Raw genomic sequence first — 14,652 nt, forward strand, 5'->3', positions numbered from 1 at the left:
ATGATTATTAATACTCTATAAGTATTATCTAAGAATGCGATCATGATCCCACTTTGTGACATTAGCAATTATTAAGCATCATGTTCGTTATTCCCGACCGTGAATATTCTAGAGGGTGATAGAAAATCTACTGCTTTTGCACGATGGGCATTTAATTAATGGGATTGGTATTCGCTCTGCTAACGTGAGGGGGGAGTTGGGCGACAATAGTGAGGATGGTAAAGAAGGTGGTCAAATAGCAGGTATAAAAAATGCCAGCTATATAGCCAGCATTTTCTTATTTATCAGCAAAGATAAATTATAAAGCTACAACGTTTGCAGCTTGAAGACCTTTTTGACCTTGTTCTACTTCAAAAGACACTTTTTGGCCTTCAGCCAATGTCTTGAAGCCTTCAGAAGCGATAGCACGGAAGTGAACGAATACGTCAGCACCGCCGTTGTCTTGAGTAATAAAACCAAAACCTTTCTCTTCGTTAAACCATTTTACTAGACCAGTTGTTGTATTAGACATGTGATGCCCCTTATATAGATGATTAATTAACCGCTAAAATGCGATGTATTAAGTGGTTAAATTATTAATGTTACTGCCAAAACAAGGGAAACACTGAGATACAAAACGATAACGTTGATGTAGCTAAAAGTTTAACTGTTACTTGGTGTTGCATTTAATAACGTCCTGAACAACAGAACGAGGCAGATAATAGCACCTGTTCGTTTTTTGTACAGCTATTTTTATTGATATTAATGAAAATAATAGTGGTGGTATGAGTTTTTGCTTAGTCATTAATACCCAACTACCTAATAATACAACGTATAAGGTGACTCAAAGCCATTGACCAGCTTGGTCACTTCCTCAAAGTGATGCTTTGTCTCTGGGTGAGAGTCTAAAAATGACTGCGCACTGGTAATCGCATCTTGCTTCAATGAAATTGGAGCGTCTAGCGTATTTTTACCGTCAGCGTAGCCAGAAATAAAATGACCTTCCATTTTATTAAGTACATGGCGTAACACATCGTCATACGGACCACAGTGATACCTTTTAAACTGGATTTTATTTAGTTTTATAATTGACTGAGTCGAAAAGCATCAGTTATGGCAAATAGATTAAATTAACAGCAGTGCTACAATCATCACACTTTACGTTAACTCTTAATGGTATGGTATATACCTATAGAGAATACTGGTTGAGGTGATATAACGCGGCATTAGTTGTATTTTTTTTAACACCTCATCGAAACTGATATTAGGCAAAGAACCGTTTAATTTTAGGGTACGTAATAATAAATAAATTTTAGGATTTATTTATTAATTCAGAGTGTTTGTAATAAGCCCGTCTGGAGATTGGCAATAATATTGACATAATTAATATTGATTGCATTTAAAGCCATATAAACTCAATTTGTGATAGTCCCCCCAATATATACGTAATAATATTTTTCTGAATTAATCACAAATAAGCTTTATATATCAGAGGCATAAAAACTAAAAAAGACAGTGATTTTTGGTTTTTTTTGAAATTTTCTTATCTTATATATAGCAAGATACTTGAAGATGTATGGATCTAGGGTGACCATTTCAAAGTATAAAGTTGAAGGTTTAGTGTTCTAAATTAAAACATCATCACTCAGAAAATGGTTGCCTCTCTATTTTGCTCTACGCAAGGCATCTTCAGATAGTTTGGCTATATATTATGGAAAATAGTCTCGTTAAATATAAATAGTGGGAGACAAAAATGAGTAATATTGCAACACCAAATAAAAAAATATCTTTATTTAGCGCAGTTGCCCTAAGTGCAACCTGCATGGTGGGGTCTGGGTGGCTGTTCAGCTCACAGCTTGCTGCAAAAGAAGCTGGAAATTGGGCTTTTCTTGCTTGGGTATTAGCTGCACTGTTAGTGCTATCTGTAGGAATGTGTCTTTCAAAGGTGGTAGCCATTTACCCTGTTCGAGGGGCAACAACTCGCTCTAGTTCATTATCTCATAACAATGTATTTGGAATGCCGTTTTCTTTTGCCAATTGGTTTGGCATTATGGTCACTGTCGCCACCGAGGCGCAAGCAACAACACAATACCTTTCAGCGGCCATAGATAAGCAATCTTTGATGGGTGATGATGGTTTAACCCTTAATGGAAAACTGTTGGCACTGGGAATTTTAGTGCTTTATTTAGTGATTAACTATTATGGGGTTAAGCTATTAGCTAAAATTAATAACGTCATAACCGTTTTAAAAGTATTTACGCCATTATTTACGATTGGTGTTTTAATGCTTGCACATTTTGATACCAGTAATTTCCATTTAGCTACAACAGGCGGTTTTGGTGCAGGCTCTGCCATTACAGCAATAGTCGGTGCGGGATTAATTTATTCGTTTAATGGTTTTCAGACAACAGTCGCTTTTGCTAGTGAAATAAAAGATCCTACCCGCAATATCCCAAAAGCAATTATCTATTCGATTGGGATCGTTCTGACCTTATATTTGTGCTTACAGTTTGCTTTTATGGGTGCCATACCTCATGAAGTTTTAGCGAATGGTTGGGCATCATTGAATTTCTCGTCCCCTTTAATGAATTTAGCTATATTGCTAGGCATTAACTTCTTAGCGATATTATTAGTTGCCGATAGTGTTGTTAGTCCATCAGGAACCGGTTATGCCTATTTAGGCTCTGCTTCAAGAATGTTGTACGCGATGGCAAAAGAAGGACAAATGCCAAGATGGATAGCAAAGTTATGTCCCGTATATAATTTTTCAAAGCGCTCAATGATCATTAATTTTATATTAACGGCTTTAGTGCTTTGGAATGCAAAAAGCTGGGCATCATTGATGGTGGTGGTGACGGGATACCATATTATTGGATATATGGCTGCTCCTGTAAGTATGAGTGCCTTAAAACCAAAAACAAAAGCTTTTGGTTTAGTGGTTTTCACTTGTCTTGGAATGATTATGACGACTATTCCAAGTGGTGATTTATTGATGATGAATATTTCTTTATCTATCTTAGTATTAGTCTTTTGGGTCATCCAAAGGAAACAAGGCTTTGCTCATTTATTACTATTTTCAGCGCCTTTTATGATCTATTTATGGTTATTATACATCTCTCCAAATTGGATTGTTTCTCTCGCTCTTTCAATTGCTTTTTTCTTATTTGTTACGAATCAAAAATATGTTGATTTTTGTAAAAAAGAAAAAGAAAAAGGAAAAGAAGAAATAGTTGATGAAGAGATAGTTGGTGAAGAGATTGCCTGAAATATTAAAGTTTAGGTAATCAGCCTCAAACACTAAATACAGACAAGCATTCTGGTTCTAGGTTCTGTCGCAAAGTTATCTGCGTTTATGATTAAATAAACATTATCATTTATGAGTTTTAAAAGGTTGTTCGTTTTCATCCTTTCTCATATTAATAACTGTTTGTTAGTACGTTTTTATAAGCTTAGTTATCGTGACATTGAAGCGGCTATTATTTAATACTTCAATATATTGAAGTGGTCAGTAAAACTGGCCACTTCACAGCCCCGTTTTACTCGTGTTAGGTTTTATTATTCATAACCGAAAGGATATAAAAGTGATAGTAAAACAATATACTTTTAATAAAGTAGCGCTAGTTTTAGCTATAGCCGCCATATTGCTTTCATGTGCGAATGTAGTCCAAGATATTGATTTAAGTAGAAGTTTAATGAAACTCATATGTAAAAATAGAGACAGTTAAGCAGTATGGCGATGTTAAATCATCTAATGTTGATCTATATAGCAGATATTGTGAAAACCCGCTATATAGATTTATAGGTGGATATTTAGATGATAATAATGGAATTACAAATTTACAAAAATGTGATGCAATTTTACGTTATAGCAAATAATTAAGGATTGAAATTTATGTTTGAATCATATAAAAGCAAGCCATGTAGTAGAATGGCGCATCAAGTTACTGAGCATGATTTAATGATTAAATCTAAATCAGAAAATTCTGTAAGCTATATTTTTATTGGCAATGTAAAAATCAAATTTAAACATTTTGCGGACGTTGCGGTTGGCGATTGGATCATTAAGATTGATAATCTAGGTGTTTATCATCAATCTGATGCTGTATTTCGAGAGCGCAATAATATAGACGTAGAAGATCTCGAAAACAAAATTGAGGCTGCTGGATTAACAGCGCCTCGAATCACGCCTGATCACATTGAGGCCACGATTGCAAAAGAGCAATATCACGTAGGCGGAAATATGAGCAAGACACTATATAATAGCGATGTATCAGGCTCTAAAGTTAACGTAAAAGATATTGAATTTTTCGGGAATGGGGACACATTCCGATTAATCTGTAAAGCATCAAGCAAAGCTGAGGGCTGGATTAAATCGACAAAGGCGATGCAAATCGATGGCGTTGGTTGTGTTATTCAAGTGACGACACAACAGGGCGATAATGTAAGTGAAGCATTAACGTTCGTCCCCAATGTTAAGATCGGATTATGCTCTGTTAGCGGCACGCCAATGATTGTAGCCATCCCAATATTAGGATAAAAGAATGACACATCAATTTAAGGCGTCAAAGATTGATTAAGAATTCTGATAGAATATATATAATTTAAAAGAAAAGTTACTTTTTGTTAATGGTGGTTAAGTGATAAAGTTAATCATCATTAACAAACAAATAAAAGGTTAAAATGGGAAAGACAAATAATAAATACACGGTAACGTCCAGATACAAAAAGACCGCCACTATGGACAGTCTGCCTGCTAAACTACAGCGAAATATGATGCGTGTTAATAAATGAAAAACTGGCAATAAATACCACCAGCCATTGATCACCACTTTTCTTGAGTTGTATTTCTACCGGGTGTAGCCCTTGTTTGATAATAATTTAACGCTCTAAATTTATTACTAAGTGCGTTGCTTGAACGGGGATCGTATAACAGCTCAATAGCTTTTCAAGGTGACGATGTAATGCGAGTGACAATTGTAATTCGCCATAGTGTTGTTCAATCATAAATACCCCCGTTCAGCAAAAGAGATACACGTTTCTCCCACCACAAAATGATCTAGCACTCGAATATCAATCAGCGCTAAGGCATCTTTGAGTTTTTGCGTGATTTGTTTATCCGCATTAGACGGATCAGCTATTCCTGATGGATGGTTATGAGCAAAGATCACCGCAGCAGCATTGCAGTTAAATGCCACTTTTACTTGACCACTTCAACGATGCCTACTAATGGGCTGCGTTGTTTCAAGTAGAGCTAATGCTTGTTCAGTCAATGGAATACGGTGTTCACGACGTTTCTTCATTCGCTCTGGTGGAATTGACCATATCTTAGTATCTAGATCTATCTCATCCCAACGAGCACCTGAAGCCTCTGCGGGGCGCGTCATGGCAATGTAATTGCCATTCAAGTAGACAACGGGTTGTGCGTTTTATTGAAGCGTTAGCAATAGCACTCATTAACTCTGGTAGCTCTTCAGGCTTGAGTGATGCCATGTTTTCTTTCTTTGGCTTTTTAAATGCCGCTTTTATGCCACTAAGTGGATTAGAAAGTATTAAGCCACAGTTGACCGAGTAGTTCATGATCTCGTTAAGGCGCTGAGTTAAACGCTTTACGGTTTCTAAACTGCCTTTGGCTTCAATAGGTCGAAGAATGCTAATAATAATCGGGGGGCAAAACAAAGGACAGCCATAACCTTGCATATCAACGGTGAGCTAAAGTAAGTCAATAGAGGGAACATAAGGACGTAAAATAAGCTAATACGATGATTTTACTGAATTTTAGGTATTAAAAAAGGCCACTTCCAAAGAAGTGGCCCTTTCCAAACGTTTGGTGGGCTGGCGTCATCGTAACTGATGCTGTATGTGTTTGTTTTTAATTGTTATTGTTCGATTTGATTATTGACGATACTACTATCGGTACTACTAAATGTTTTTGTTAGTGTATTTTTTGTATTATGTGAAGTGGATCTTGTTTTTAGTTTTTTGGGGAGAAGGTCACAAATTAAATTACACAATAAGTAATATTTGATGCATATTGTTTTCGCGTTTTATTTTACAACTACTTTAATAAGACGGCGCAACCTTATTTAACCACTGTTCATCACATAACCGTTTTAATGCAGCCTTTATATGAACTGGCTTCATTTGCGCTTTCCGCTCACTCCATGAGTGAACCTTACTCACTACATCATCGGGATTAATTTCATCACCTGCGCATTCATGAGTAACGACCCAGTGAACGGTTGAAAGTAATTCCATGCCATAAGGTGACTCAAAGCCATTGACCAGTTTGGTTACCTCATCAAAGTGATGCTTTGTCTCTGGGTGAGAGTCTAAAAATGACTGCGCACTGGTAATAGCATCTTGCTTCAATGAAATTGGAACGTCTGGCGTATTTTTACCGTCAGCGTAGCCAGAAATAAAATGACCTTCCATTTTATTAAGTACGTGGCGTAACACATCGGCATACGGACCATAGTGATGCTTTTGAAACTGAACTTTATTCAGTGTTTCACCTGATGCTGTTAAAAAGTACACCAGTTTTTGAACTTCAAGTAGTGATAGGTTGTAATGTAAACCTGTTGATAGGTATTGATTTATTAAACCTATAACTGCCGCGCGACCAATAGTCATTCTCGGCTTTGGGGTTTTATTTACCATCAATTCAGCTTGTGGTGCATTTTGAGGGGGATATAAACGCCACTCAACATTAGGCATGTCGCTTAATGAGCTTAAGATTTCAGATTCAACCTCAGACCATGGCAATCCACCTAAACCACTACCAAGAGCAGGTATAGCGACTGATGTTAAATTTAAACGCTCAACTTCTTTCTTTAAGGCGATTAACCCTTCACGGATATACTCTATTTTTGATTTGCCTTTCCAGTGTGCTTTAGTTGGAAAGTTAATAATAAAGTAAGGGGCATTCATTGAGTGAGTAGGTATAGATAACAGTTGTCCTGTCGTTAATTCTTTATTGTCACAAGCTAATTTGTAAGCTTTGAAATTATCAGGAAATGCTTTCTTAAACTGCAAAGCTAAGCCTTTACCCATAACGCCAACAGTATTGACGGTATTGATAATGGCATCAGCTTGATCGTGAAGAATATTGCCTTTAACGTACGAAATCATTGTGAACTACTCAATTAATAATACCACTCAGGTTTAATGACAACATCTGGCTGGTGGTTAGATGATGCGATAATTTTTTTTACTTCTTCGGCTAATTCTGGCGTTTTTACGCCAATCTGTCGAATACAATTCCAAGAAACTGATTGGTGAGCTAAAAATTCCGCCTGTTTTTCTTCTTTACAGTCTTGCCAATATTTTGCATGAATTTTCTTAGAATCAAGTTCATCAATACGACTGAAATCGTCTATTTGCTCTGCAAAGGCTAAATCAGCATGAATATCTGTGAAAAAACAATCTGAGTCAGTTGCTCTAATCGTGTCGATATCACTAATAAGGTGCAATATTTGTTCTTGCCCACCTTGGTAGTTTTCATGACCGTGATGAATGACATATAACATGACTGATCGTGGACAAAAATTGAAAGGAACATATTCCCCAATGTAGCCACCAGCAGCAACTGTTACAGAATGTTGTAGGCGGCGTGCCTTAATGTGGCTATAGCCAATATTTTCATTAGTTAGATTCAGTTCAATACGTTTTGCATCAGACCATAAGCAGCCTTCAGCAATAATATTGTTGAGATTACTAACGTGCGTAATATGAGAGACCTTAATGCTCACTGATATGCTGTCCTTGTGTTATGAAATTAAGAACAAAAATAATGACTGTAATAGCTTAATCTACAGTCATTGTGCTGGTGGTTGCTATGCTCCCTTCAACATATCAAACACGACACGGGCAAAGCCTTTTGCCAGTTCTGGGTTGGATAGGTATTGCATCATCATTTCTTGGTGTGACTCATTACTATTCATTACTGCATCATCAATGGCTTGAGGGAAGTCATCTAATCCTAAGTGAAACAGCCCTTTTAAATTACCCTTTAGATACGGTATTTGATGATGAATAAAAAAACACAAATAATGCTCAAATTATATATGAATACATCAAGTATCTGAAAGATGCGAAGCGGCAACATGACTCGACAATTGATGGTGCATTGAAGTTAATTAATCGCTTTGAAAAAGACACTGAATATTGAGACTGTAAGAAGTTTAGGGCAAAACATGCTGTTAGTATCAAAAACACTCCGTTTATTGATACCAGTTTTTTATTACTTAAACTGGTATCAAAAATATAGGGTATAACATTTATGATACTTATTTTAAATGATACTATAATTTATGACACCAATTCAGATGGAATTAAACATAGATGCGTATTTTTGCTTATTGTCGAGTATCAACAACAGAACAGACAACACAAAACCAAATTATTGCTATTCGTCAAAAAGGTTATGAAGTCTCTGATTCTCGTATTGTAAGTGAAACGGTTTCAGGCTCAATTGAAGCAATGAAGCGAGAGCAATTTAAAATGCTTATTAATCACCAAATGGAAACGGGTGATATGTTAGTCGTTTTAAAATTAGACCGTTTAGGGCGTGACAATATTGATGTACAAAATACGATTAATTTATTAACCCAAAAAGGGGTTAAGGTCGTTTGCTTAGATTTACCCGTTGCTGATTTATCAAGTGCAGAAGGAAAGCTAATGCTACAAATGTTTGCAGCCTTTGCTGAGTTTGAACGGAATCGCATAAGAGAACGAACCAAAGAAGGGATTGAACGGGCAAAAGTTCAGGGTAAGAAGTTGGGTAGACCAGAAGCTCGTAATACGACCATCGCAGTACAAGAAAAAAAAGCTGGTGGATTATCACAAACTAATGTGGCGAAAGAATTAAGGATAAGTATTGCCACAGTGAAAAGACATTGGAATAAATAGAATCCTAATTGTTAGGCTGACGTATTTCTATCCCATTTGAAACTAACGAGATTTTCGGCTGATAAATCTCGCTGTAATTCGCCCAGTTGAAAGCTTATAGCCACCGAGTATTCGAATTGACTTAATTTACCTCGGTCGTCTCACTATTAGTTAATATTTATTCAAGATCAGGTGAGTTCAAGGTAATATTATGAAATCAGTAAACTATAAGTAAAAATAAGTATGGGCTCAGTAAATAGTCAAACAACCTCTCCACAGTCTACTTCTCAAGTAGCGACAGATATTACACTGGATAAGTTACTAGCTTCCGTCGGACAGACAGAAGGGTTGACTTATTTCCGTTTCCTTCTTGAAAATGTTGGTTTCAGCACAACTGGTCGTTGGGGGTCTTTGAGAGAGCGCATCAAAACTGATATAGAGTCTAAAGACGCTAACAAGGCTCGCTGCACTGTAGGTGCACTAGCTGATACCATCGATCGTTTTTTATCTAGCGCTAATCATCGCTATGAAATCGTTGAGCTAGACAGCGCTACTGCAACCTTGTTAAGAACGCAAATAGCTGCCATGGGTACTCAAGCAAGAACAAATTCACAAGTAGTCAACTTATATCCTTCTAAATTCGATTTAGAAGATGGTGTTACGTACGAAACTGGCGTAAAGTTGTGCAAAGTTTCAGATATAAATGGTGGTTACGCTCTTATTTATTCTTCTGTTCGAATAAAGCAAAACTCCTATAAGCTTGCACACTCTCAAGCATTTCACACAGTTTTTGTTCCTCATACGAGTGATAGAGTAGAATATCGACTATCATGTGAGATACGCAAAAGCGATACCCTAGATGAGCTCAAGCAACTCAAAATCGCATTTGTTAATGACGTGAACGTTCGAGGCGGAAAAGTTGATGGTACCCCTGTAAACTTTTTTGAAGCTATCAAGTCACTTTATGAAGACCAAAATGCTGGCAGAATAAGCTGGGGTAGAGTGGCAACATTTGAAGAAAAACCGCATCAAACCTCAAGTGCTTGTAATGATCCAGGTCATTGCTGCAGACCCGAACTCGCAAAGCATGATGTAAGTGCTAATGGAAATACTTATCATCCATTTCAAATTACATTGCGTTATCTTTACCCTAATCACGATGACTTTGAAATGGAACTATCATTCGACCCAACGAGAACACATTGGGATGCTAAAAAATGTGAAAGCATTGTGATAAAAGAACCTAAAGATAGTCTAATGCTTTCGAATATAATAAACACCTTACTATTAAGGTCTTAAAAAATGAGCCGAATTACTGGAAAGGTAAACCTCAAACTGCTTATCGAGAAAATCGAGGCGGCTCGATGCCTAACTCATGGTAAAAACAATCACTGTTTGATTGTCAATATCTTAAACTCTATCGAACAACATCCGAATAGAACGTATTACTCGATTGTTGAACTACTTGAAGCATCGAAGTCGATGGATCTTGAAGGACTGATTGATAGTGTTTTATTTCTATCATCCAAACCTGTAAAGATTTTTTCCTTACAGTTCTGTTATTACCCACTCGATAATAGCGATGCAATAGAAGTAACATCTGAGTCATACTTTGAAGCCAAAACTCATGACCTACCGCCAGTGGATAGAGATGGGCGTGAGATAAAGGACTTCGATCAGAAGAGATTAGGTTTTTCTTGTTTCATTCACCCTGAGATAAGAAATGCATGACTGAAGTTGAAATAATTGAACTAATCAATAGCCAAGTTTCAGCGAAAAAATTAGCTCAAGTAGCATTACCAACGATGCAATCGATGGAATACGAAGATTTCATCGCTATTCTCTATGATAAAGTTGCCCTTCAACTTGAAGCATTAGAGAATGATGCAGACCACTTCTTAGAGAGCAGTGAAGACTGCATCACAAGTGCGCTAGTCCGCCAACTCAATGTCAATGAGTATTTAGAAGCAGAAAGCCAAGTAAAACGTAAAGGCGGGGCAGTAGATCTTGTTGTAAAAGGCTATGGTCACGAGTGGATAGCTGAAGCTAAGAGGCTAACTTCTAATGATAAAGCTTTTGAAGGGATACTCCAGCTGCTAACAAGGTACGCTAAACGAGATAAACAAGCAGGCTTACTTGTATATGTTCAGACTGGTCAATATCGTAAAAAAATTGATGCTTGGTTAGAGTTTTTATCTTTATCTGGAAAATGGAATCGTTATGTCGAGAACATTGTCCAAGAAGAGTTCAAGGATGGAGTAAAAAACTTCATGAACACACATGAACTCATAGATAGAAGTGAACATATTGCAGATACCAAAGTTACATTAGACCGAGGTTCTGACATTTTTGTACGTCACTTCTTTTGCAATTTGGTATATCAGCCCTCTGATAAAAGTGGCTCACAAGCAATAAAGATAAGAGAAGCCTCAGCGAAACTGAAGCTAAGAGATATTTATGACCGAAGCATAGCTTCTACTCCTGAGGAAATTGATACTAAAGAAGTAAAGCAAGTTCTTTCATTAATGTTCCGAGATACAAAAGCGAAATAATATAAAGCTCTCTTAAAGAGAGCTTTACTTTCAAGTATGATCCATCTTTTATATCATTAGACATAGCCACTTAAATAGGTTTTGAGTGTTATGCTTTACACCGTCCCCGCAAGATAACGCACTGACAGCAGTGATTATTAGTATTTGATGCTCTTCCATGACTTGAACCGATCTGTTCCAGCAATACTGAACAATCATCCAAATGAGTTTGAATTTCCATATATTAACTAATCTATGTATTTCTAAATTAGCAATGTGCAAATGCATCTTTGTCCAAAAACGTGTTTGATATAGTTAAGTCGTCACTAGTATTACTGGCGATTTTAAGCGAATTACATTGCTGGCTGTAATGCTAGAGTACTTGTAACTGAGAGTCTGCCTTGTGCAGCCTTTTCTATATGCTCACTCCACCAGCCCATCATCGGAATGCGTCTTTCTAAGTAATCGGTACGATTATAAGTGCTACGTACTTGATTACTGTCTACATGCGCTAATGCCGCTTCGACTAAATCTGCCTCAAAAGCTTGCTCATTGAGCGTAGTGCTTGCCAGTGAACGCAACCCATGACTTACTAATCTTCCTGCAAATCCCATGCGTTTAAGTGCCATATTTACGGTTTGGTTATTACACGACTTTAATGGATCTCTATCCGATGGAAATACAAACTCTCGATGCCCGCTAATCGGTTTCATTATTTCCAATAGGGCAAATGCTTGTTCAGTTAATGGAATACGATGCTCACGACGTTTTTTCATTCTTGCTGGTGGAATCGTCCATATTTTAGCTTCTAGGTCGATTTCATCCCAACGAGTACCTGCAGCCTCTGACGGACGCGTCATGGTGTGTAATTGCCATTCGATTAGGTAACGAGTGATACGTTTGATACTGGCGTTAGCAATGTTATTAATGAGTTCGGGTAACTCACTAGGTTGTAGGGTTGCCATGTTTTCTTTTTTTGGCTTTTTGAATGCAGCCTTAATGCCCGTTAGTGGGTTCGCAGTAACTAAGCCACAGTTGGTTGCAAAATCCATTATTTCATTTAAACGCTGAGCTAATCGTTTTACGGTTTCAAGGCTACCTCTGGCCTCGATAGGCTTTAGTAACTTAATAACCATTGGGGCGGTAATTGTCTTAACGGGTGTATTTGCTAAGTTAGGGAAAATATGTCGCTCAAGTGAACGCCATATATCGGTAGCATGATTAGATGTGATGTCATCTTGTTTGATAGCAAACCACTCTTTAGACACATTAAACAAAGTATGTTGGTGGGTAGCTTGTTGTTCTTGCTGCTGCTGTTTCTTATTCTCTTGCGGGTCGATGCCTTGAGCAATAAGTGCTTTCGCATCTAAAGCGATTTTGCGCGCATTAGCAAGTGACACCTCAGGGTATTTACCTAATCCAAAGTTAGTGCGTTTGCGTATTGTTGGATGAGTGTAATTAAGCAGCCATAGCTTTGAACCATTAGGTTTTATTCTTACACGTAATCCGTCACCATCAGAGAGCATATATTCTTTCTCTTTTGGCTTTGCTGCTTTGATTTCTTTATCGCTTAGTCGAGTTGTTATTTTAGCCATAATAGGTACACCATTTTGTGTGATTAATTTTATGGTGTACCTGTCTAAAGGTAGTGTCAATATGCGGTGGAAGTTGGTAAGGGTATGTTTTTAAGTGTTTTTATTTTTTGGTTAAGACGTGGTTGGATGTGGTTGGACGTTATTGGATTATGTTATTAGTGTGTTTTGGGAGTTGAACTCTCGTCTATTTATTTTTGACTGATGTTACTGTTTGGTTGTTTTGTGAACGCTTATGAGGTGGTAATGAAAGAATTGATGAAGGAATTGTTTAGCCTCGTGTGAGACTAAACAATCGTATTAAATCACTTTTAACTTTTAGTACCTGTTACAGTATAGACGGCTTAGTGTGGCCGCTAGACTATACACGTGTGAATGAGTAAGTCTTATACATTTTTGTACATTCCTCATTGTGATTTTTATACGACTGTCACCCCGCAAATCTTTCTATTTTTAATATTAAAGATGTCACACTTAGCTATAGTGCATATTGGTTGAAGGCATAAAATATGATGCATTTATAATTTTCGAGATTTAACAATGAAACTTAAAACCATTTCTGCTTTGTTAATGGCTGCGCTTTTCTCTACTGTGGCTAACGCTTCAACTTTTAATCCAATTAAGTTTGGTGAAAGTATCAACAAAATTAAAACATCAGATATATGTACGTTTCATGAGGATGAGCCGTCAGGGATTGCTGATCAAGTGATGATTTGTTTTGATTATCATTATGATGGCAAAACATACCCTTTGATTGTTTTTGGAATCAATGGCAAAGCTCAAAAGGCTGTGGTCATGTTCAACCAAGACTCTGTGAACGATGGATTGAAATACATTGCAGAATCAGGCAAAACTCCAACCTTTTCTGATACACCAGAAAACTTTAGAGCTATTGATCAAGAACCAAATAAAAAAGCAAGCATTGTATTAGATAATGGGTTGACTCGCTACACAATGCAAAGCAGCGATAAAGGTAATGTAACGGCGTTATTGGCGTTCAGCTCACCAGCTTTTTTAAAGGCAGAGAATGATCCAAAAGCTCTAGTAAAAGTAAAGCAACAACACAATCAAGTAAACGTGAAACAGCAAAATTTCTTAAAATCATTTAATGGTGTATGGGCGACCCATAATTTATCATATCAATTTAGACTAGATGGTAAGTCACCTATACTTGTAGAAAACCAAATTCCATATCGCCTTAAAGTAAAGGATATCGATTATAGTAATTCTATTGTCCATTTAAATTTTTTCATCGAAGGTCAGGTTGCTGGTAATATTTACATTCGAAAAATCACCAATAATGACGGTAGTTACTATTTAACTATTTCTGTTAATGATGAAGCACCAGATCGTTTAAGCTTCGTTCGTAAATTAAGTTAACAACTGTTTTTTCAATAAAAGAGATCGATAAGTACTGTCGGTCTCTTTTAATAAGTAGCACCACCTTACTCCTCCGTTGATCAGTAGTCCTTATTTTTAAAGCATTAAAAAATTAGTTTAATAATAGACATTACTAATGCTTTCTCTTTCGAACGTTATCAAATCAAATATTAGTAAATAGATACCAAACCAGCTTGTGTTATTAGCATCGCAACTAAAGATCCTACTCTATGTCCGTTATGAAGCATTAGTGGGTGAGAGAGAGGAAATTGATCACGGTGAAG

General features: G+C 36.9%; 16 protein-coding genes and 2 pseudogenes. 8 read left to right on the forward strand and 10 right to left on the reverse strand.

The features are described from left to right. The first annotated feature begins 115 nt into the window (after positions 1-115). Complete coding sequence (locus BTO21_RS00620; protein ID WP_045027622.1) at positions 116-304, forward strand: hypothetical protein; 189 nt, start codon at positions 116-118, stop codon at positions 302-304. Here BTO21_RS00620 and cspE read toward each other — a convergent pair. Then, complete coding sequence (gene cspE / locus BTO21_RS00625) at positions 299-511, reverse strand: transcription antiterminator/RNA stability regulator CspE (protein WP_045027626.1); 213 nt, start codon at positions 509-511, stop codon at positions 299-301. The two genes, BTO21_RS00620 and cspE, sit on opposite strands and share 6 nt — an antisense overlap. A gap of 287 nt (positions 512-798) precedes the next feature. After that, the gene (locus BTO21_RS00630; RefSeq protein ID WP_045027627.1) at positions 799-1,011 is read right to left on the reverse strand and encodes a hypothetical protein; all 213 of its coding nucleotides are present in this window, start codon (positions 1,009-1,011) and stop codon (positions 799-801) included. 721 nt (positions 1,012-1,732) lie between these two features. On the opposite strand from BTO21_RS00630, the gene BTO21_RS00635 reads away from it, so the two are divergent. Both BTO21_RS00635 and BTO21_RS00640 read left to right on the forward strand, forming a co-directional pair. Continuing rightward, positions 1,733-3,244, forward strand: a complete 1,512-nt coding sequence (locus BTO21_RS00635; protein WP_045027629.1) for an APC family permease — start codon at positions 1,733-1,735, stop codon at positions 3,242-3,244. 627 nt (positions 3,245-3,871) lie between these two features. Further along, entirely contained in the window at positions 3,872-4,516 is a 645-nt protein-coding gene (locus BTO21_RS00640; protein ID WP_082056790.1) for a hypothetical protein, read from the forward strand. A 221-nt stretch (positions 4,517-4,737) separates the two neighbouring features. Here BTO21_RS00640 and BTO21_RS20390 read toward each other — a convergent pair whose 3' ends face one another. The 7 genes and pseudogenes from BTO21_RS20390 to BTO21_RS00665 form a co-directional block, all read right to left on the reverse strand. After that, a complete protein-coding gene (locus BTO21_RS20390; protein ID WP_107188171.1) occupies positions 4,738-4,857 on the reverse strand; it encodes a DUF2787 family protein in 120 nt (39 codons plus the stop codon). Continuing rightward, entirely contained in the window at positions 4,858-4,983 is a 126-nt protein-coding gene (locus BTO21_RS20315) for a hypothetical protein (protein WP_258179360.1), read from the reverse strand. Further along, positions 4,980-5,171: pseudogene (locus tag BTO21_RS00645) on the reverse strand (JAB domain-containing protein); the annotation flags it as partial. The pseudogene BTO21_RS00645 and the gene BTO21_RS20315, both read right to left, overlap by 4 nt. 21 nt (positions 5,172-5,192) lie before the next feature. After that, a pseudogene (locus tag BTO21_RS00650) lies at positions 5,193-5,643 on the reverse strand (tyrosine-type recombinase/integrase); the annotation flags it as partial. A gap of 396 nt (positions 5,644-6,039) precedes the next feature. After that, positions 6,040-7,107, reverse strand: coding sequence for a type II toxin-antitoxin system antitoxin DNA ADP-ribosyl glycohydrolase DarG (gene darG, locus BTO21_RS00655; protein ID WP_105026651.1), 1,068 nt, complete (start codon positions 7,105-7,107; stop codon positions 6,040-6,042). 14 nt (positions 7,108-7,121) lie between these two features. Then, entirely contained in the window at positions 7,122-7,727 is a 606-nt protein-coding gene (darT, locus tag BTO21_RS00660) for a type II toxin-antitoxin system toxin DNA ADP-ribosyl transferase DarT (protein WP_045027632.1), read from the reverse strand. Positions 7,728-7,811: 84 nt separating this feature from the next. Beyond that, positions 7,812-8,024, reverse strand: coding sequence for a hypothetical protein (locus BTO21_RS00665; RefSeq protein ID WP_105026652.1), 213 nt, complete (start codon positions 8,022-8,024; stop codon positions 7,812-7,814). 295 nt (positions 8,025-8,319) lie between these two features. Here BTO21_RS00665 and BTO21_RS00670 point away from each other — a divergent pair, with 295 nt between their 5' ends. The 4 genes from BTO21_RS00670 to BTO21_RS00685 all read left to right on the forward strand — a co-directional run bounded on the left by BTO21_RS00670 (position 8,320) and on the right by BTO21_RS00685 (position 11,417). Then, a complete protein-coding gene (locus BTO21_RS00670; RefSeq protein ID WP_045032836.1) occupies positions 8,320-8,886 on the forward strand; it encodes a recombinase family protein in 567 nt (188 codons plus the stop codon). 222 nt (positions 8,887-9,108) lie between these two features. After that, the gene (locus tag BTO21_RS00675) at positions 9,109-10,164 is read left to right on the forward strand and encodes a hypothetical protein (RefSeq protein WP_045032838.1); all 1,056 of its coding nucleotides are present in this window, start codon (positions 9,109-9,111) and stop codon (positions 10,162-10,164) included. Between the two features lie 3 nt (positions 10,165-10,167). After that, entirely contained in the window at positions 10,168-10,596 is a 429-nt protein-coding gene (locus BTO21_RS00680; RefSeq protein WP_045032840.1) for a hypothetical protein, read from the forward strand. Beyond that, positions 10,593-11,417: a hypothetical protein gene (locus tag BTO21_RS00685; RefSeq protein ID WP_045032841.1), complete on the forward strand. Its 825-nt coding sequence runs from the start codon at positions 10,593-10,595 to the stop codon at positions 11,415-11,417. Before BTO21_RS00680 ends, BTO21_RS00685 begins: the two co-directional genes overlap by 4 nt. 332 nt (positions 11,418-11,749) lie before the next feature. Here BTO21_RS00685 and BTO21_RS00695 read toward each other — a convergent pair whose 3' ends face one another. Further along, the gene (locus BTO21_RS00695) at positions 11,750-12,991 is read right to left on the reverse strand and encodes an integrase domain-containing protein (RefSeq protein WP_105026653.1); all 1,242 of its coding nucleotides are present in this window, start codon (positions 12,989-12,991) and stop codon (positions 11,750-11,752) included. A gap of 537 nt (positions 12,992-13,528) precedes the next feature. On the opposite strand from BTO21_RS00695, the gene BTO21_RS00700 reads away from it, so the two are divergent. Beyond that, entirely contained in the window at positions 13,529-14,368 is an 840-nt protein-coding gene (locus BTO21_RS00700; protein ID WP_045032500.1) for a hypothetical protein, read from the forward strand. The last annotated feature ends 284 nt before the right edge of the window (positions 14,369-14,652 follow it).

It is taken from the genome of Photobacterium phosphoreum, from assembly GCF_002954725.1.
Lineage (GTDB): Bacteria > Pseudomonadota > Gammaproteobacteria > Enterobacterales > Vibrionaceae > Photobacterium > Photobacterium phosphoreum.